The sequence below is a fragment of the Methylobacterium aerolatum genome (genome assembly GCF_022179085.1).
Lineage (GTDB): Bacteria > Pseudomonadota > Alphaproteobacteria > Rhizobiales > Beijerinckiaceae > Methylobacterium > Methylobacterium aerolatum.
This window is the reverse complement of sequence record NZ_BPQE01000015.1, coordinates 96,189-114,709: the sequence shown is the minus strand read 5'-3', so window position 1 is coordinate 114,709 and position 18,521 is coordinate 96,189. Positions and strand designations below refer to the sequence as shown.

Genomic DNA, 18,521 nt, shown 5'->3' with positions numbered 1-18,521 from the left:
CCTCTTGCTCCGTCCGCCCACGCTCGGGGCTCGCCACGATCTGGTGCCCACAAGCTTCCGAAGGCGCGTCCCGTTCCGGGGCCGCGCTGTCGCACCGCTCACTCGCAGAGGCGATGCCCGGCGGTGCGCTCGCGCTCGTCGAAATGGAAGTGGTTGGCGTGGGCGGCGTTCGAACCCGGACCGAGGACCGTGCGGAAGAAGGCGCAGGCCGTGGACCTGGTCGATGCCAGGAAGGCGCCCTCGGGCTGGTCCGGCGGCGCCCCCCGGACGGGGATCGGCGCGCGCCCCGCCACGGAGAACCCCATGATGTCGACGGCGCCCGCGAAGGCGTGCTCGCTGAGCTTGGCATCGAGGTCGTGGTTCTGGCCGCGGCAGACGTAGGATCCGCCGATCTCCAGGCCCGTCAGCGGCTGGCCGAAGGTGCGCTGCGCCGAGACCTGCACCTCGGTCGTCCAGCGGGCGAGGTTCTCCGCCGCCCGGCAGGTGAGCGTCGCGGCGGGCTTGAGTGCGACGCCGTCGGCCAACGCGGTGACCTTCAGCGGCAGGGGCGCGGTGCACTGGCCCTCGGCGATCGGCGGAAGGGGCTCGAAGGCGGCGCCGAGGCGCCTGAGCCGGATCCGGCACGCCTCGTCGTCGGGCGGGGCGACCTTGAGGGCGAGGGCCGCCTCGCCGGACAGGTCGGCGGGACGTTCGGGTGGGGATGGCGGCGGCACCGGCATCGCCGCAGGCGGCGCCCCGTCCTCGACCGCTTTGGTCGGAGCGGCCGGGGTCAGGTCCGGGGGCCTCGCCGGGGGCGGCGGAGGGGGCTCGGTCAGCGGCGTCGGGAGCAGCCCGGCCGGGCGCTCGGGCGGCGTCGGCACGGCCTCGGCCGGAATCGGTTCGGCGGCCAGAGCCGACACGCTCACCGTCGCGGCGATGAGGCCCGCCACGCTCCACAGTCTCCACGCCATCGATTTCCGCCCCCCGCCGCCGACCGGACATAACGGCCGAAGCGGCCATCGGATCACCGCTCCGCGGTTGCGGGCGGAAGCGGAAGGGTGGACAACGGCCCCTGCGGGTCCCGGACCGGCCTCCGGGCCGTTCGGCCCCGCGCTCGAAGAGGGACATGCATGCCGGATCATCTCGCCGCCGGTCTCGACCGCTTGCCGCAGGACAACCCCTTCTCGGAGGACCGCTGGAGCACGCCCTACGGCCTGCCGCCCTTCGAGCGGATCCGGCCGGAGCATTACCGCCCGGCCTTCGACGCGGCCCTCGCCGTCCACGAGGCCGAGATCGCGGCGATCGCCGCCGACCCCGAGGCGCCGACCTTCGCCAACACCGTCGCCGCGATGGAGCGGGCGGGCCGCGCCCTCGACCGGGTGGCGGGCGTCTTCTACAACCTCACCGGCAGCCACACGAACCCGGACCTCCAGGCGATCGAGCGCGAGATCGGCCCGAAGCTGGCCCGGCACGGAAGCGCCATCTATCTCAACCCGCAGCTCTTCGCCCGGATCTCCGCCATCGACCCCGAGGGTGAATCCCTCACCGATGAGGAGAAGCGGGTGCTGGCACGCATCCGCATCCGCTTCCGTCGGGCCGGGGCGGAACTCGCCCCCGAGGCGAAGGCGCGCATGGCGGCCATCGCCGAGCGCCTGTCGCAGCTCGGCACGCAGTTCAGCCAGAACCTGCTGGCGGACGAGAGCAGCTTCACCCTGCCGCTGAACGGCGAGGACGACCTCGCGGGCCTCCCTCCCTTCCTGCGCGCGGCCGCCGCCAGCGCCGCCAGGGAGCGCGGCCTCGACGGGCACGTCATCACCCTCTCGCGCTCGCTGATCGAGCCGTTCCTCGTCTTCTCCACCCGCCGCGACCTGCGCGAGCGCGCCTACGAGGCCTGGATCCGCCGGGGCGAATCCGGCGGCGACACCGACAACCGGTCGGTAATGGCCGAAATCGTGAAGCTCAGGGCCGAGCGCGCCCGGCTGCTCGGCTACGACAGCTACGCACACTTCAAGCTCGACGACACAATGGCGGCGACGCCCGATGCCGCCATGGAGCTGTTGCGAGACGTCTGGACCCCGGCCCGCGCCCGGGCGCTGTCCGAGCGCGACCGGCTCCAGGCCATCGTCCAGGCCGAGGGCCATAATTTCCCGCTGCGCGCGCACGATTGGCGCCACTACGCCGAGAAGCTGCGCCGGGCGGAGCACGACCTCGATGAGAGCGAGGTGAAGGCGTACCTGCCCCTGGAGCGGATGATCGCGGCCTCCTTCGACACGGCGAGCCGCCTGTTCGGCTTGACCTTCGAGGAGTTGCAAGACGTGCCGCGCTACCACCCGGACCTCCGGGTCTGGCGCGTGGGCAATGCCGATGGCGGGGAGGTCGGCCTGTTCCTCGGCGACTACTTCGCCCGGGCCTCCAAGCGGTCCGGCGCCTGGATGAGCGCCTTCCGCTCCCAGGAACGCCTCGACGGGCCGGTGACGCCGATCATCGTGAACGTGATGAACTTCGCCAAGGCGCCGGAGGGCCAGCCGACCCTCCTGTCCTTCGACGACGCCCGCACCCTGTTCCACGAGTTCGGCCACGCCCTGCACGGCCTCCTCTCGGACGTGACCTACCCGATGCTGGCGGGCACCGCCGTGTCGAGCGACTTCGTGGAACTGCCCTCGCAGCTCTACGAGCACTGGCTGGAGCAGCCCGAGATCCTGCGCGCCCATGCCCGCCACCATGAGACCGGCGCGCCCATGCCGGAGGATCTGCTCGCCCGGATGCTGGCCGCGCGGACCTTCAACCAGGGTTTCGCCACCGTGGAGTACACGGCCTCGGCCCTCGTCGACATGACGCTCCACCTCTCCGCCGAGGGCGAGGGCGGGATCGACATCCCGGCCTTCGAGGAGGACACCCTGCGCCGCATCGCGATCCCGCAGGAGATCGCCATGCGCCACCGCTCCCCGCACTTCGCGCACATCTTCGGCGGGGAGGGCTACGCGGCGGGCTACTATAGCTATCTCTGGTCCGAGGTGCTCGACGCGGACGCCTTCGACGCCTTCCGGGAGGCGGGGGACATCTTCCACCCCGAGACCGCCGCGCGCCTGCGGACCTACATCTACGGGGCGGGCAACCTGCGCGATCCGCGCGCGGCCTACACCGCCTTCCGGGGACGCCTGCCGAGCATCCAGCCGCTCCTGAAGAAGCGGGGGCTCGCCGCCTGAGGCGCATCTCGGACGGTAAGGTTTCGGTAAAGAAACGTCCTTAACGCTCGGTTGCGACAGTCAGGGCAACCGGGAGTGATGGGCGATGACGACGACGGAAGCCAAACCGGCGACCTCGCCGGACGATCTGCTCAAGGCAGCCATCGGCGCCAAGGACGCGGCGCAGGCGGATGCGCCCCCACGGGACGCGCAACCTGCGGAGGCGAAGGCGCCCGCCCCGGACACCCCGCGCCCGACGATGGAGATCAAGGTCGGCGCCGATCGGACCGAGTCCCGACATACCGGGGCGAGGCCGCCCGAGACGACGTCGGCTGCGGCCGGACGGCGTGAGGGCGCCGCCGCCACCTCGGTGCTCGCGGCGGCACGGCGTCTCTCGTCGGGCCTGCGCGGAACCGAGCCACGCCTCGCGGCCGTGGCGGGCACCGCCCTGGTGCTCGGCGCGATCCTCGGGGCGGGCGCCCTGTCCCTGGGCAGCGCGCACGAGGCCACGCCGAACGCCGCCGTACTCTCCCTGGCGACGGCGATGGAAGCCAATCGCGCCGATACGGCCAAGGTCGCCGCGACCCTCGCCAAGCTGGAACAGGGCCTCGCGGAGTTGAAGGCCGCCACCGACGCCGCCCGCAAGGACGGCAAGGGCGGTGCCGTCTCCGACAGGATCGGCCAGCTCGACAAGAGCCTGACGGCGAAGATCGCGGGCCTGGGCGAGCGGATCGATCAGGCCGAGCGGGAGCAGGCGACGCGCCTGTCGGCCCTCTCGAAACTCGCCGTGGCGAAGGCGGAGCCCACGCAGACTGGAAGCCTCGCCGAACCGCGCGAGCGGATCGCGGAGAAGCCGGCCGAGGCGAAGGCCCCGGAGGCGCGCCCCATCGACGCCAAGGTCGAGGTCAGGGCGCCCGAGCCGGTGAAGGCCGCCGCGCCGGGACGGCCGCCGGTGCTCGAGAACCTCGCCCTCCGCGACGTGTTCGAGGGTGCGGCCATCGTCGAAGCACGCAACCGCCGCCTGTATCAGGTGATGCCCGGCGACACCCTGCCGGGAGCGGGACGGGTCGAGGGGATCGAGAGGCAGGGCCGGAACTGGGTCGTCGTGACCCGGACGGGCGTCGTGACGCCTCAACCCTGGTAATGGCGCCGTTCGGCATCTAGGCACACGCCGCTGCGCACGGCGCGATGGGATGAAGGAAGCGCGGCGACGTCCCCTTACCGCTGCGGCGCCGCGACCGGTGCGAGGTCGTCGCCGGTCAGGGGCAGACGCGGCTCCATCGTCATCGGCTCGATGAGGAACGGGTTGCGCTCCAGCCGCCGCTGCCCAGCCCGGAGTGCCCGGATGCGTGCCGCCCGCGAGGGATAGAGCAGAGCGCCCAGCAGCGCCTGGCCTTCGAAATCCTGTTCCGGATGCTTGGCGTCGAATACGGGCATGGACGGCCTGCGGGGTCGTGGCAGCCGGCGATACTTCGACGGGAACCGCTGCACCCGAGAATAACGGGGACAGCCGATTGTCAGTTCCGCCGAAGTTCGGGCTGGATCATGTTTTTTTAATGTTTACCAGCCCCGACCCGCGCCGCAGTGCGGTAACGCACAGGTTTCCGCGACGACAGTGATTCCGCGCCGCGAAAACAGTGTTCCCGATTATACGAACTGATTCAAACCCGGTATTGAGCCGACGATAGGGCCCATTACATCTTCACCCGCCTTTTCACGGCCGACAGTGAACAGTTCTTGACCGAGCGCCTGCATCTGGCCCATCGGCACGCCCGCCGCCATGAGCTTCTGGCCGAGCGCCATGACGCCGCCGCCGCCCATCATGCCGCCGAGCATTCCCATGAGGCCGCCGCCGCCGCCGCTGTCTCCGGCATTTGCCTCCGCGATGAGGGATTCGGAGCCCGGCAGGGCGGCCATGAGCTGGTTCACCTCGGCCTCCGGGCCCTCCTTCTGCAGGAAGGCCAGAATGTGTCCGAGCGCGGTGCGCGCGGTGCCGGCGTCGAGGCCGGTTCGGTCACACACGCGGGCGAGCAGTTCTTCCATCGGTCCCGTCTCGTTTAGAGGAAATCAAAACCGTCCTTCGGCCTTGCCACCGGGGAAATCAAGCAGCCCGACGCGCCAAAGCCCCCGGAGGGTGCCGCCGGCCGCCCCGGGAACGCGCCGCCCCTGCCCATCGTGCGGGCAGTGCCGCGGGCTGTCCCACCCGATCGCCCGGCGGCGCCGCAGGGGCTACGGCCCGAACGGACGCGGCCATCGGCGCCCCTGCCGCCGATGAGGGCAAAACGCTGAGCCGGCGGCGGTTTTTCAGGCAGGTGACCGGGGAACCGTCGCCATCGATGCCGCTTTGCCGGGTTAGCTTACACCGGGCCGACAGGGACAGTTTCGATGCGCTACACGCTGGGTTGCAGCCTGTCCTACACGATCCTCGCGGACACGACATTCATCTTCAACCTCGAGGTCGCGAAGCTGAAGAGCGTCGAGATCCTCCGCGAGACGCTGACGCTCGCGCCGGACCTGAGGCGGGAGAGCTACATCCATCCCGACACGAAGAACCGCTACCTCGGCGTCAACGTGCCGACCGGGCCGTTCTCCCTCGAATACGAGGCCGACGTCGAGTTGACGGTGCATCGGGCCGACCCGGCGACGATCAACGAGACGCCGATCGCGCAGCTCCCCATCGACATCCTGCCCTACCTGCTGCCGAGCCGCTTCGTCTCCTCGGACCGGCTGACGCCCTTCGCCCAGGCCGAGTTCGGCGCCCTGCCGAAGGGGCACCAACGGGTGAACGCGATCTGCAACTGGATCCACGATCACCTCGCCTACCAGCCCGGCTCCAGCGACGAACAGACGACGGCGCACGAATCCCTCCTCAAGCGGGCGGGGGTGTGCCGGGATTTCGCCCATCTCGGCACGGCCTTCTGCCGGGCGCTCGGCATCCCCGCCCGGTTCGTGAGCTGCTACGCCCACGGCCTCGTGCCGAGCGACTTCCACGCGGTGTTCGAAGCCTATCTCGACGGGCGCTGGTGGCTGTTCGACGCGACCCGGCAGGCCGATCCCGATGGCCTCGTGCGGATCGGCGTCGGCCGCGACGCCGCCGAGATCGCCTTCTCCACGCCCTACGGCAACATGCAGCCGGTCAACCAGCAGATCCGCATCCAGCGCGCGGACGGCCAGGGCAGCCCGACGCCGCGAACCGTCGAGGCGATCTCCACGGAGGTGCCTGCGCCCCATGCGGGCGCCGCCTGAGGGGCCTTCGCTGCCTTCCAGCCCTTCACAAAACCCGCGTCCACCGGGAGTTTCGTGAGAGGCTCGTCGTCGTCAGCGCTCGCGCAGCGCAGCGAAGCGATCCAGGACTACGGGACGCTTCCGTACGGTTCGCATCCCTGGATTGCTTCGCTTTCGCGCGTCGAGGACGAGCAGGGTGCCATCGACGGGCGTGGCTCAACTCCATCGGCGACGGCTCCGGGTCTTTTGTGGTGTCTCAAGAGGGCGGCAACCGCGCGCCCTCCCCCTCCAGAAGGGAGAGGATCCGCCTGAGGGATTCCCGCGATTGGTGTTTCAGCGGATCGTCCGTCGGCTGCCGCACCAGGGCGTCGAACAGAAGACGAAGGCTCGACACGAGCAGCCGTCGCTCTTCCGCGGTGTAGACAGTGTCCATGGCCAACTTCCGCCAAACCCATGTCAGCGGTACGCCCCCGCGTGACGAGCCTCGACCACCCCCAGTCGGGGAGTTGGAAAACCGCACAAGATCGGCTCCTACGACCCTTAGCACCGGAGCGCCTGGACATGCGTCGCAGGCTCCCCGACCGCAGGGTCAAGGATAACGGCGCCCAAGCCAGCGGGCGCCAAGCCGTCTTGTGAGGGATTTCCACACCCCGGGGCGACGCGTACCGCCCTGGGGCTACCTAAGCGGTTCCTGTGGAGGGGGGTCAAGGGGGGCCGGCGGGCCTCCCGAGGGAGCCTGCACCCGGCCTCGCCGTCTTTCCAACCGCAGACTTCATTGCCGGCAAAGCCATTCAATTCAGAGCTGCGCGCCGAGCGAATCGAGCCCGAATCGCGCGGGCCTTCTCCGCACGCCTGTTGCTCCGGGTCCTCGAGCGTTTTCGGGAAGCCTGGATCATACGCCGCCCCGTCCTTGCGAGCGAAGCGAAGCAATCCAGGGCAGCGGGACCTGACCGGACGTGGCGGGTCCCTGGATTGCTTCGCTTCGCTCGCAGAGACGGTCAAGCAGGCGATCCGGATCAAACCGAAAACGCTCTGGCAAGCGCCATCCTCTGTCGGCGGTCCTGCGCCACTGGATGGCTTCGCGGCGCTCGCCCTGACGGCGGTTCAGCCGACATCCCGAAACGATGCGCGTTGACGGAGCCGCCCCCGTCCGAAGCGTGGCTGTGGCGGGGTCGCAACACCGCAAAACCATCCCGGCACCGCCCCCGATCCTACGCGCGGGCGCCGCGATCCCGCCATAGTCCAAGCCCACTTCGGCACCCACGGTAAAGGGCAGTCTTGCCAAAGATTTACCGGGTGCAAAAGTCAGCCTTCGGCGAGAGCGGGCAAAGTATCGGCGCATCGCGACGAGCGGTGCGAGGCGCCGTCCCGCATCCTCCGCCCGAGGCGAAGCAGAACTGCGGTGTGGGTCATGGACGCGCGTGTGAACGACAAGTCGAAACTGCCGAGCCGCCACGTGACCGAGGGGCCGGATCGCGCGCCCCATCGCTCGTACCTCTACGCCATGGGCCTGACCCGCGAGCAGATCCACCAGCCGCTGGTCGGCGTCGCCTCCTGCTGGAACGAGGCCGCACCCTGCAACATCTCGCTGATGCGTCAGGCGCAGGCCGTGAAGAAGGGTGTCGCCGCCGCCAGCGGCACGCCGCGCGAGTTCTGCACCATCACCGTCACCGACGGCATCGCCATGGGCCACGGCGGCATGCGCGCCTCCCTGCCGTCCCGCGAGGTGATCGCCGATTCCGTCGAGTTGACCATGCGCGGCCACTCCTACGACGCCCTCGTGGGCCTCGCGGGCTGCGACAAGTCCCTGCCGGGCATGATGATGGCCATGGTGCGCCTCAATGTGCCGTCGATCTTCATCTACGGCGGGTCGATCCTGCCGGGCTCCTTCCGGGGCAAGCCGGTCACGGTGCAGGACCTGTTCGAGGCCGTGGGCAAGGTCGCCGTCGGCGACATGAGCCTGGAGGACCTCGACGAGCTGGAACAGGTCGCCTGCCCCTCGGCCGGCGCCTGCGGCGCGCAGTTCACCGCCAACACGATGGCGACCGTCTCCGAGGCGATCGGCCTCGCCCTGCCCTACTCGGCCGGCGCCCCGGCGCCCTACGAGATCCGCGACAAGTTCTGCGCCACGGCGGGCGAGAAGGTGATGGAGTTGCTCGCCAAGGGCATCCGTCCCCGGGACATCGTGACCCGCAAGGCGCTTGAGAACGCGGCCGCCACCGTCGCGGCCTCCGGCGGCTCCACCAACGCGGCGCTGCACCTGCCCGCCATCGCCCACGAATGCGGGATCGAGTTCACCCTGTTCGACGTGGCCGAGATTTTCCGTCGCACGCCGTACATCGCCGACCTCAAGCCGGGTGGGCGCTACGTCGCCAAGGACATGTTCGAGGTCGGCGGCATCCCGCTTCTGATGAAGACCCTGCTCGATCACGGCTACCTGCACGGCGACTGCCTGACCGTGACCGGCCGGACCATCGCCGAGAACCTCGAGAAGGTGACCTGGAACCCCGATCAGGACGTGGTGCGCCCGGCCAACCAGCCGATCACCCCGACCGGCGGCGTCGTCGGCCTCAAGGGCAACCTCGCCCCCGAGGGCGCCATCGTGAAGGTGGCTGGCATGCCGCCGGAGGCGCAGGTCTTCACCGGCCCGGCCCGCGTGTTCGACGGTGAGGAGGCGTGCTTCGCCGCCGTGCAGTCGCGCTCCTACAAGGAAGGCGACGTGCTGGTCATCCGCTACGAGGGTCCGCGCGGCGGCCCCGGCATGCGCGAGATGCTCTCCACCACCGCCGCCCTCTACGGCCAGGGCATGGGTTCGAAGGTCGCCCTCATCACCGATGGGCGCTTCTCCGGCGCCACCCGCGGCTTCTGCGTCGGCCATGTCGGGCCCGAGGCCGCCGTGGGCGGGCCGATCGGCCTGCTCAAGGACGGCGACATGATCACCCTCAACGCCATCGACGGCACGCTGAGCGTCGCCCTGAGCGACGAGGAGCTGGCCGAGCGCCGCAAGGCCTGGGCACCGCGCGAGAACAGCGCGACCTCCGGCTACCTCTGGAAGTACGCGCAGGGCGTCGGCCCGGCCGTGTACGGCGCCGTCACCCATCCGGGTGGGGCGCGGGAGACGGAGAGCTATGCTGACGTCTAGAGCGCTCGCCGCCGAAGTGGACACCGGTTCGGCGCAGGAGAGCGCGTCGAGACAGGATCTTCTGGCCGTGCGCGATGGCATCGCGATCGGGCGCGGCTCGAAGGCTGCACGCGGCCGGCCCGGTCCGGCGGGGATGGCCCCGCGCCGCCTCGGCGCGGTGGCCCTCGCGGTCCTGGCCTTCGGTCTGCTCGCGCAGGCTCCAGCCACGAAGGCCCTCGACGCCTTCGTCCGGACGCCCGTGCCGGTGGCCGAGAAGAGCTACCGCTCGGCACGGGAGGCTCTGCGGGTCGGCGTGCGCGACTACAACGCCGGCGACAAGGAAGGCGCGGCCCGCGCCCTGGAATACGCTGCGGGCCAGGGCCATGCCCTCGCCCTGTGGAAGCTCGGCCGGATGTATGCCGAGGGCGACGGGGTGCCCCACGACGACTTGAAGGCGTTCGAGTTCTTCTCGCGCATCGCCGACGCCAGTCCGGACGAGGGCGGGGACACGCAGAACGCGGCCGTCACCGGCAGCGCCTTCACGGCCCTGGGCTCGTATTTCCTCGACGGGATCAAGGGGACCTATGTCCGCCCGAACCCCGAGCGGGCCTACGACATGTTCAACTACGCGGCGTCGTACTACGGCGACCCCAACGCCCAGTACAATCTCGCCCGGCTCTACCTCGACGGGACCGGCGTGGAGAGCGACGCCCGTCAGGCGGCACGGTGGTTCAACCTCGCCGCCGAGAAGGGGCATCACCCGGCCCAGGCGCTCCTCGGCGACCTCCTCGTCAACGGGGCCGGCGGCGTGCCGCAACAGCGGGTGAAGGGCCTCGTCTGGCTCTCGCTGGCCCGCGACGGCGCGCAGGGACGCAAGGACGACTGGATCGTCTCCCTCTACGAGAAGAACTGGGCAGCGGCGAGCGCCGACGACCGGACCGAGGCGCAGACGCAATTGCAGACGGTGGGGTCGATCAAGCGGCGGTGAGGGGCGGGTGCCGGCCCTCCCCTCACCACGGGCGTCGTCTGGGCAACCGACCGGGATCGCCGGCCCCGTTCTCTCCCCCATCACAGGGGTCAGGCTGGTCGGCGGGCGATCCCGTTCAAGGCTCTCATCCTGAAAGTCTGGCCGGAAAGGTCGCTTCCCCCGCGTCTTTGCGAGCGGAGCGAAGCAATCCAGGGATGCGCCACGGTCGGAAACGGCCCGCTGCCCTGGGTTGCTTCGCTCCGCTCGCAAAGACGAGGAGGGCTTCCTGGGCTGCCAGGACCTTCTCGGCCAGTCCCTGAGGTGCCGCCGCGAAGCGGTGGCCTCGAAGGAGGGCATCAGACCGCGCCGCGATCCCGGGAGCCCTTCTTCGAGGCGGCTTCGCCACACCTCAGGATGAGGTCGTGACGAGCCTCGCTCTCCGTGACGAGGAGAGGAACGCCCTCAGTTCTTCGCCGCCGCGATGGCCTTCACGAAGGAGGGGCGGTCCAGGGTCTTGGCGACCCAGGCGGCGAGCTTCGGCCAGCGGCCGCCATCGACCTCGAAATTGGCCAGCCGCAGGTTGTGGAAGTTCGTCGCCACCGCAATGTCCGCGATGCTGAAGGCCCCGCCCACGAGGTAATCGCCCTCGATCTGCGCCTCGATGTAGTCCAGGAGCGGCGGGAACTTCTCGTTGATCGTGGCCTGGGCCTTCGCCTCGTCGCCCTCCTGCTTCATCAGCCGGGGCTTCAGGAAGCGCTCCACGAAGGGCACGATGAGGACCGGAAACAGTTCCGTGTCGCCGTACTTGTCGAACCACACCGCCCGGCCGCGGGCCTTGGCCTCGGTGGGGATCAGGACCGGCGAGGGATGCTTCGCCTCGATGTAGTGCAGGATCGCGCTCGAATCGGCGAGCAGGAAGCCGTCGTCGTCCAGGGCGGGAATCTTGCCGAGGGGGCTCGCGGCTTGGAAGCCTGGATCGTCCGCGTGGAACGGGACCGGCTTATGATCGAACGCCACGTCCTTCTCGAACAGCGAGACGAGGACCTTGCGCACGTAGGGCGAGACGCTGGTGCCGTAGACGATCAAATTTCTCTCCTCTCAGGTGTCAGCCGTCGCTCAGCCGAACCGTCACGGGAACGTGGTCGGAGGGCTTGTCGAGACCGCGCAGATGCTTCTGCACGGAGGCCGAGACCAGCCGGTCGGCGGCCTGGGGCGACAGCAACAGGTGATCAATCCGGATCCCCTGGTTCCGTTGCCAACACCCCGCCTGATAATCCCAGAACGTGTAGAGCCCGTCCCGGGGATCGCAGGCGCGCACGGCGTCGGTGTAGCCCTCGGCCAGGAGCGCGCGGAAGGCCGCGCGGGAGGCCGGCAGGAACAGGGCGTCGTGCCGCCACGCCTCGGGATCGGCGGCATCCTCCGCCTGCGGGATCACGTTGTAATCCCCCGCCAGCACGACGGGAACCTCTAAGCGGGCGAGATCCCGCGCATGGAGCCGCAGCCGTTCGAGGAAGGCGAGCTTGTAGGGGTATTTCGGGCTGTCGACCGGGTTGCCGTTCGGCAGGTAGATCGAGGCGACGCGGATCGGCGGGCTCCCCTCGCCCGAGACGACGGCCTCGATGTAGCGGGCCTGCACATCCTCCCCGTCGCCGGGCAGGCCGCGCCGGATCTCGCTCGCCGTCAGCGGCGCCCGCACGAGGAGGGCGACGCCGTTATAGGCCTTCTGCCCCAGGGTCTCGACGGCGTAACCCGCCCCCTCGACCTCGGCGCGGGGGAAGCCTTCGTCCTGGCATTTCAGTTCCTGAAGGCAGACGACATCGGGCTTGGCCTCCTCCAGGAAGCCCAGCAGGTGCGGCAGCCGCTGCTTGATCGAGTTGACGTTCCAGGTGGTGATGCGCATCGGCCTCGTTCCGCGGGCGCGCCCGTCATCGGGCCTTCGTGCCCCGGTGACAAGCGTCCCGCGCGGGCAAGCGTGCGGAAACGCTTGCGGATTTTTGCGCCGCAGGCGATGACCCTCCGCATCGCGGGGGGCGCGGCGCGCCGGCCCTGGCCCGCGCCACGGAAGGTCCCATGTCGCAGTCTCTTCGCATCGGCGTCGCCGGTCTCGGCACGGTCGGCGCGTCCGTCGTCCGCATGATCGCCCGCCGCCGGGAGGCGCTCCGCGCCGCCGGGCTCGATATCACCGTCACGGCGGTCTCCGCCCGGGACCGGGCGCGGGACCGGGGCCTCGATCTCGCCGGGGTGACGTGGTTCGACGACCCCATCGCCCTCGCAAAGGCCGAGACCGTGGATTGCGTGGTCGAGCTGATGGGCGGCGCCGAGGGCGCGGCGAAGGATCTCGTCGAGGCGGCCCTGGCCGCCGGCAAGCCGGTGGTCACCGCCAACAAGGCTCTGCTGGCCAAGCACGGCGCGGCGTTGGCCGATGCCGCGGAATCGGCGGGCGTGGCGCTCGCCTACGAGGCGGCGGTCGCCGGCGGCATTCCCGTGATCAAGGCCCTGCGCGAGGGGCTGGCCGGCAACAGGGTCGAGCGCGTCTACGGAATCCTCAACGGCACCTGCAACTACATCCTCAGCCGGATGGAGCGCGAGGGCCTGACCTTCGAGGCCTGCCTGAAGGATGCGCAGGCCCTCGGATACGCCGAGGCCGACCCGACCTTCGACGTCGAGGGCTTCGACACCGCTCACAAGCTCGCGATCCTCACGAGCCTCGCCTTCGGGACGCAGGTCGATGCCGAGGGCGTCTCGGTGGAGGGCATCTCCCGCGTCCAGCCCCTCGATCTGCGCATGGCCGACGAACTCGGCTACCGCATCAAGCTGCTCGGGGTCGCGCAGGCGACGCCGGCCGGGATCGAGCAGCGCGTCCACCCGACGATGGTGCCGAAATCCTCGGCCATCGCCCAGGTCATGGGTGTGACCAACGCCGTGACGATCGATGCCGACGCGGTGGGCGAGCTGACCCTGATCGGCCCCGGTGCCGGCGGCGAGGCGACGGCCTCGGCGGTGTTCGGCGACATCGCGGACGTGGCCCGCCGCGCCGTGCGCCCGACCTTCGGGATCGCCGCCGCCACGATGGCGCCGCCCGCCCGCGCCGAGATGCAGCGGCACGAGGGCGGCTACTACATCCGTCTCACCGTTCACGACCGGCCGGGCGTTGCGGCGGGCGTCGCTCAGCGAATGGCCGAGCGGGAAATCTCCCTGGAGAGCATCCTGCAGCGCCGGGTGGAGGATGCGGACAACGATCCGCGCGGCCGTTCCGGCCGTCCGGTGCCTCTGGTGCTCATCACCTACGCCGCCACGGAGGGGACGATCCGCGAGGCGCTCGACGCCATCGCGCAGGACGGACTCCTCGCCGAGCCGCCGCAAGTCATCCGGATCGAACGCGAATGAGGCCCGGCCCGTCGTCTTGACAGGGAATGTTCAGGCGCATTGGTGCTCTGATGCGATGGAATCTCGCGGCGAAGACAGGACCAGACTTCGCCGCACCGGGAACCGGCACGACAAGACCGGGCCCGTCCAGGGACAGGAAACGATGACCGAGACCGGACAGCCACGGCCCCAGCCCGTGCCGCGCACGCTCGCCCTCGAACTCGCGCGCGTGACCGAGCGCGCCGCCGTGGCGGCCGCCCGCCTGCGCGGCAAGGGCGACGAGAAGGCCGCCGACCAAGCGGCGGTCGATGCCATGCGCGCCGAACTGAGCGGCCTGCCGATCGCCGGCACCGTCGTCATCGGCGAGGGCGAGCGGGACGAGGCGCCGATGCTGTTCATCGGCGAGCGCCTCGGCTCCGGTGAGGGACCGGAGGTGGACATCGCCGTCGATCCGCTGGAGGGGACCACCCTTTGCGCCAAGGACATGCCCGGCGCCATCGCCGTGATGGCCCTGGCCGAGCGCGGATCGCTGCTGGCGGCCCCGGACGTCTACATGCAGAAGATCGCCATCGGCCCCGGCTATCCGAGCGGCCTCGTCGATCTCGATGAGAGCCCGAGCGCCAACATCCGGGCGCTGGCGCGGGCCAAGGGGTGTCCGCCGGACCAGATCACGGCCCTCATCCTCGACCGGCCGCGCCATGCCGCGCTGATCGCGGAGGTGCGGGAGGCCGGGGCGGCGGTGCGCTTGATCACCGACGGCGACATCGCCGGAATCATCTTCACGGCGAGCCCGGACGAGACGGGCGTCGACATCTACCTCGGTACGGGCGCGGCCCCGGAGGGCGTCCTGGCCGCGGCGGCCCTACGCTGCATCGGCGGCCAGATGCAGGGTCGTCTGATCCTCGATACGCCCGACCGGCGCCGCAGGGCTCAGGAAATGGGCATCACCGACCTGGAGCGGAAATACGAGTTGACCGACCTCGCCGGCGGCGACGTGATCGTCGCCGCCACGGGCGTGACGGACGGCGCCCTGCTCCGCGGCGTGCGCTTCCGCCAGGACAGGATTCAGACGGAGACGCTGGTCTACCGCTCCGAGGCCGGAACGATCCGCCGGATCCTCGGCGAGCACCGGCGGGATTTCGGCCGGGGCTGAAGGACGGCTGCGCGCTCCTTCGGGAGACAGTCGATCGAACTGCGTCCGTTCCCGCGAGCGTCGGCTGAGCGATGTCGGGCGGCGTGATGCCTTGGGATATCACGCCGCCGGAGTGCTTCGCTTCGCTCGCAAGAACGGCGAGGCGGACGCCCTACGGCAGGGCGCCGGCCTTCTCCTTCGCCTTCATGATGGTCTGGCGGCACTCCTCCGCCTTGCCGGCCTTGTCCTCCTCGCGGGCCTGCGCGACGAGCTTCTTCGCTTCCTCGACGCCCGCGGCGGTGGGCTTCACGTCCTTGTCGGCGGGCGTCAGCTTCGGCGGGGTGGCGAGGGCCTTGTCGGAGTTCGACGAGGTCGGTCCGCCGGGGGGCGTCGTGCCCGTGACCTCGGCCGCGCCGGCGCTGTTGAGGCGACGCTCCAGCGTGCTGACCTCGTCGGCGCAGGGTGTGGCGAGGGCCGGCCCGGCGACGGCTGTCGCAGTGGCGGCGAGGGCAAGGACGAGGCGAAGCTTCATCGGCGAACTCCCATCGGCGGCCTGGCAAGGGATCATTCGGCCGGCGCGCCTGCGGAAGGCTGACGCGGTGGGCACCAACGCGTTCCCGAGACAGGACGCCGCGCTTCGCCAGCACGCACCCCGTGCCCCGCCACAAAGACGACGCCATCCAGGGCAAGGCACCGCCCGAAAGCGGTGCGTCTCCCTGGATGGCGTTCTGGCAGTCCGCTGGAAGAACCACGCCGCCGGTGTGAGCGAAGCGAGGCGTTTCCCGTCGAGCCGAAGCCGTCGTCGCCCCCGCGGAGATGGCGCGGGGGCGACGGGGCGATCAATACTTCCGGATGATCGGCTCCGGTGACATCGGCACCGGGTCGGCGCCGAAGGCGTACCGGAAGCCGCCGTAGACCGAAAACGGCTGTGCGAGCGTGGTCGTACGCGGATCGTTGATCGTCAGATTGCCCACGACGGGCCCCCGCTCGGCGAAGGTCCCGAACGTCGCGTAACGACTGTTGGTCAGGTTCGTGATGAGGCCGAAGACCTCAAGGTTCTTGGTCACCTGATACTTGGTTTGAAAGTTCATCACGTAATAAGGCGGCAGCTTGCGATTGAGGTTCGATTCGTCACCGCGGAAGTAGGAGGACGAGAACGCTTGCAGATAGAGACCGACCTGCCATTGCGGCGTGATGTAGTAATCGAAACCGGCCTTGATCTGGTGGTTCGGCACCAGCGGCACCTGATTGCCCCGCGTGACCTGGATCGCGCCATCGACCGCGAGCGGGTTGTTCGGCGAGGACAGGGTGCCGTTGAATTGGAAGGTCGCGTCCACGAGGGCGTAGTTGGCGTAGACCCGCAGGTAGTCGGCCGTGTACTCGCCACCGACCTCGATGCCCTGCCGTTGGGTAGCGGGGACGTTGACGAAGTATCCTCGAGCTGCATTGCCGGGCGTAGCAAGCTGCAGAATATCGTTCGACAAATCCGTGCGGAAGGCACCGATTTTGTAGGTGATGACGCCGCCGTCATAGGTGTTCGGCAGTTGGCCGCGGAAGCCGACCTCGTAGGTCCGGCCGGTGACCTGCTTCAAGGGCGGGTCGGCCACGAGGGAGTTCGGCAAGAGGCAGGGCCGGTCGGGATTGGAGCAAGCCAGTTCCAGCGGCGTCGGCGCCCGGTTCGATTCCGAGTAGCTGCCGTAGAGGTTTAGCGCATCGAAGAAGCGGTAGGTCAGGCCGGCGACGGGATTGATCTTGTTGTAATAATGCGTCCCCGTCACGTCGGGCGAGAACCCGGTGAGGTCCTCGTTCTGAATACGGGCGAAGTTCAGCCGCGCGCCCGCCGTCAGCGACAGGCGGTCGGTCACGTCGAGCGTGTCCTGGGTGTAGAGGCCCATGTAGAGGTTCGAGCCGTTGACCGAGCTCGGCGCGATGCCGAGCGCGGCCGCCGTGCGGATGAACGGTGTGCCGAGGCCCGGAATGGTGCCGTAGAACGGATTGTTCGGATCGGCGGTGATCGACAGGTTCGGGTTGATCACGCCGAGCGTGCTCGACGACTTGAACGAATAATTCGCCACGTCGATGCTGCCGCCGATGATGAAGGCATTGTTGAAGCCGAGAATCCTGTCGCGATTGGCCGCCTGCAACGAGCCGCCGTAGCCCGTCGCTTCCGTCTTCGTCACATCGAGAGTGCCGTAGGGCACGTTGTCCGTGAAGGGCACCGGCCGGTTCTGCTGGCCAAGGATCAGGAACTGGTTGCGGAACGCCTGCTGGGTCTGGTTCGGAGCGCGGGTGAACCCGTCATCTTCGAAGCACAGGAAGCCGCGGAAGCTGCTTTGCCCGCTGCACTGCTCGAAATTGCCGTCGTTGCCGTCGATGTAGGTCTGGCTGAAGCGACGGAAGTAGGCGTTGCCCGCGAGGTCCCAGGTGGGGGAGATATCGACCCGGCCGGTGAGCTGGATCGTGCCGACCTCGGTCGTCGTGGTCTGCGGGAAGGTGAAGATCGCCCGCGGATCGTTCCGGGTGAAGTCCACCGGGGTCGCGGCGGCGGCGCCGAAGTAGCTCCGCGCGGCCATGCCGATGAGGTGGAACTCGGCGTCCAGCGTGCGATAGCCGAGGTCGCCGTAGAGACGGCCGATGGTGCTCGGGCTCTCGTAGCGCCAGCCGCGATCGTTCAGGCCGTCGCCGGTGAAGTAGAAGCTCCACGGGCCGGAGACCTTACCGTACTGGAGGTAGCCCGCCGTGCGTGCATCCGAGCCGCCCCAGGCCGAGATCTCGGTGCCCTGCCACGTGAAGCCGTTCTTCATCTGGATGTTCACCGCGCCGCCGAGCGCGTTGAGGCCGAAGACCGGGTTGCCCGTCACCACGTCGATCCGCTGGATTGCCTGCGGGGGGATCAGGTCGAAGTTGACGATGTCGCCGAAGGCTTCGTTGATGCGCACGCCGTTCTGGTAGACGGCGAGACCCTGCGGCACGCCCTGCACCGGGGATGCGACGAAGCCGCGGTAGGTGACGTCCACCCGGTTCGAGTTGCCCTGCGAATCGGATAGGTTCAGGCCGGGCGTGCGCCGGGCGAGCGAGGCGACCACGTTGTTGGTGCCGAGGTCGGCGTCGATATCCCTGGCCGTCACCGTCTCCACGGTGCTCGGGATCTTGTAGAGCGGCTGCTCGCTGCCCCTCAGGCGCGGGGCGAGCACCGGCGCGGCGGTGACCGGCGCGACTTGGTTGAAGTTCTGCACGGCGCTGGAATTGCCGCCGCCCGCTCCGACCGGCGACGTCGCCACGACGCTGATCTCGCCGAGCGTCACCGATTGTTGGGCCACCGACTGCCCCGTGAGCGCCGATCCGACCAGGACCGATGCGGAGGCAGTCAGGCAACCCCTGAGCAACCGAAGCGACATCCCCAACCCCCAACACCGATTTCTTGGCCCCCTTGGCGGGCCTTGAATTCAGTGTTGTCTGGTCGCCTCCCAGGCCGCAACCGCTTGGCAGCACCGACCGAGGATAATCACGTTCTCGAGAATACTCTCAAGGTCAGCGTGACCGGAC

Annotated in this window: 15 protein-coding genes; 7 read left to right on the top strand and 8 right to left on the bottom strand. The window is 69.5% G+C overall.

Translation table 11 applies throughout. The features are described 5' to 3' along the window. Positions 1-98: 98 nt before the first annotated feature. Positions 99-950 (bottom strand): extensin family protein, encoded by an 852-nt coding sequence (locus MFF06_RS10995; protein WP_238203738.1) that lies wholly within the window; start codon positions 948-950, stop codon positions 99-101. A 159-nt stretch (positions 951-1,109) separates the two neighbouring features. On the opposite strand from MFF06_RS10995, the gene MFF06_RS10990 reads away from it, so the two are divergent. Together MFF06_RS10990 and MFF06_RS10985 are read left to right on the top strand one after the other, a co-directional pair. Then, positions 1,110-3,185, top strand: coding sequence for a M3 family metallopeptidase (locus MFF06_RS10990; protein ID WP_238203736.1), 2,076 nt, complete (start codon positions 1,110-1,112; stop codon positions 3,183-3,185). 85 nt (positions 3,186-3,270) lie between these two features. Next, positions 3,271-4,308, top strand: a complete 1,038-nt coding sequence (locus tag MFF06_RS10985; protein WP_238203734.1) for a hypothetical protein — start codon at positions 3,271-3,273, stop codon at positions 4,306-4,308. Positions 4,309-4,382: 74 nt separating this feature from the next. Here the strand turns inward: MFF06_RS10985 and MFF06_RS10980 are convergent, their stop codons facing one another. Further along, positions 4,383-4,601, bottom strand: coding sequence for a hypothetical protein (locus MFF06_RS10980; protein ID WP_238203732.1), 219 nt, complete (start codon positions 4,599-4,601; stop codon positions 4,383-4,385). A 210-nt stretch (positions 4,602-4,811) separates the two neighbouring features. After that, on the bottom strand, positions 4,812-5,207 hold the full coding sequence (locus tag MFF06_RS10975) for a DUF2267 domain-containing protein (RefSeq protein ID WP_238203730.1): 396 nt from the start codon (positions 5,205-5,207) through the stop codon (positions 4,812-4,814). Positions 5,208-5,549: 342 nt separating this feature from the next. Here MFF06_RS10975 and MFF06_RS10970 point away from each other — a divergent pair, with 342 nt between their 5' ends. Then, positions 5,550-6,410, top strand: coding sequence for a transglutaminase-like domain-containing protein (locus MFF06_RS10970; protein ID WP_238203728.1), 861 nt, complete (start codon positions 5,550-5,552; stop codon positions 6,408-6,410). 235 nt (positions 6,411-6,645) lie between these two features. On the opposite strand, the gene MFF06_RS10965 is transcribed toward MFF06_RS10970, so the two are convergent. Continuing rightward, positions 6,646-6,822 (bottom strand): hypothetical protein, encoded by a 177-nt coding sequence (locus MFF06_RS10965; protein WP_238203726.1) that lies wholly within the window; start codon positions 6,820-6,822, stop codon positions 6,646-6,648. Between the two features lie 978 nt (positions 6,823-7,800). Here MFF06_RS10965 and ilvD point away from each other — a divergent pair. Then, positions 7,801-9,531 carry a dihydroxy-acid dehydratase gene (gene ilvD, locus MFF06_RS10960; RefSeq protein ID WP_238203725.1) on the top strand — a complete coding sequence of 577 codons (1,731 nt, stop codon included), beginning with the start codon at positions 7,801-7,803 and terminating at the stop codon, positions 9,529-9,531. A gap of 133 nt (positions 9,532-9,664) precedes the next feature. Then, positions 9,665-10,498 (top strand): tetratricopeptide repeat protein, encoded by an 834-nt coding sequence (locus tag MFF06_RS10955; RefSeq protein ID WP_238203819.1) that lies wholly within the window; start codon positions 9,665-9,667, stop codon positions 10,496-10,498. A gap of 441 nt (positions 10,499-10,939) precedes the next feature. Here MFF06_RS10955 and MFF06_RS10950 read toward each other — a convergent pair whose 3' ends face one another. Continuing rightward, positions 10,940-11,563 (bottom strand): glutathione S-transferase family protein, encoded by a 624-nt coding sequence (locus MFF06_RS10950; RefSeq protein WP_238203723.1) that lies wholly within the window; start codon positions 11,561-11,563, stop codon positions 10,940-10,942. 19 nt (positions 11,564-11,582) lie between these two features. Further along, positions 11,583-12,377 (bottom strand): exodeoxyribonuclease III, encoded by a 795-nt coding sequence (xth, locus tag MFF06_RS10945; protein WP_238203721.1) that lies wholly within the window; start codon positions 12,375-12,377, stop codon positions 11,583-11,585. Positions 12,378-12,547: 170 nt separating this feature from the next. Here xth and MFF06_RS10940 point away from each other — a divergent pair, with 170 nt between their 5' ends. Further along, a complete protein-coding gene (locus MFF06_RS10940) occupies positions 12,548-13,864 on the top strand; it encodes a homoserine dehydrogenase (protein WP_238203719.1) in 1,317 nt (438 codons plus the stop codon). 142 nt (positions 13,865-14,006) lie between these two features. After that, positions 14,007-14,996, top strand: a complete 990-nt coding sequence (glpX, locus tag MFF06_RS10935) for a class II fructose-bisphosphatase (RefSeq protein WP_238203717.1) — start codon at positions 14,007-14,009, stop codon at positions 14,994-14,996. 151 nt (positions 14,997-15,147) lie between these two features. Here the strand turns inward: glpX and MFF06_RS10930 are convergent, their stop codons facing one another. Both MFF06_RS10930 and MFF06_RS10925 read right to left on the bottom strand, forming a co-directional pair. Beyond that, positions 15,148-15,507 (bottom strand): hypothetical protein, encoded by a 360-nt coding sequence (locus MFF06_RS10930; RefSeq protein WP_238203715.1) that lies wholly within the window; start codon positions 15,505-15,507, stop codon positions 15,148-15,150. A 307-nt stretch (positions 15,508-15,814) separates the two neighbouring features. Next, positions 15,815-18,373, bottom strand: coding sequence for a TonB-dependent receptor (locus tag MFF06_RS10925; protein WP_238203714.1), 2,559 nt, complete (start codon positions 18,371-18,373; stop codon positions 15,815-15,817). Positions 18,374-18,521 lie beyond the last annotated feature (148 nt).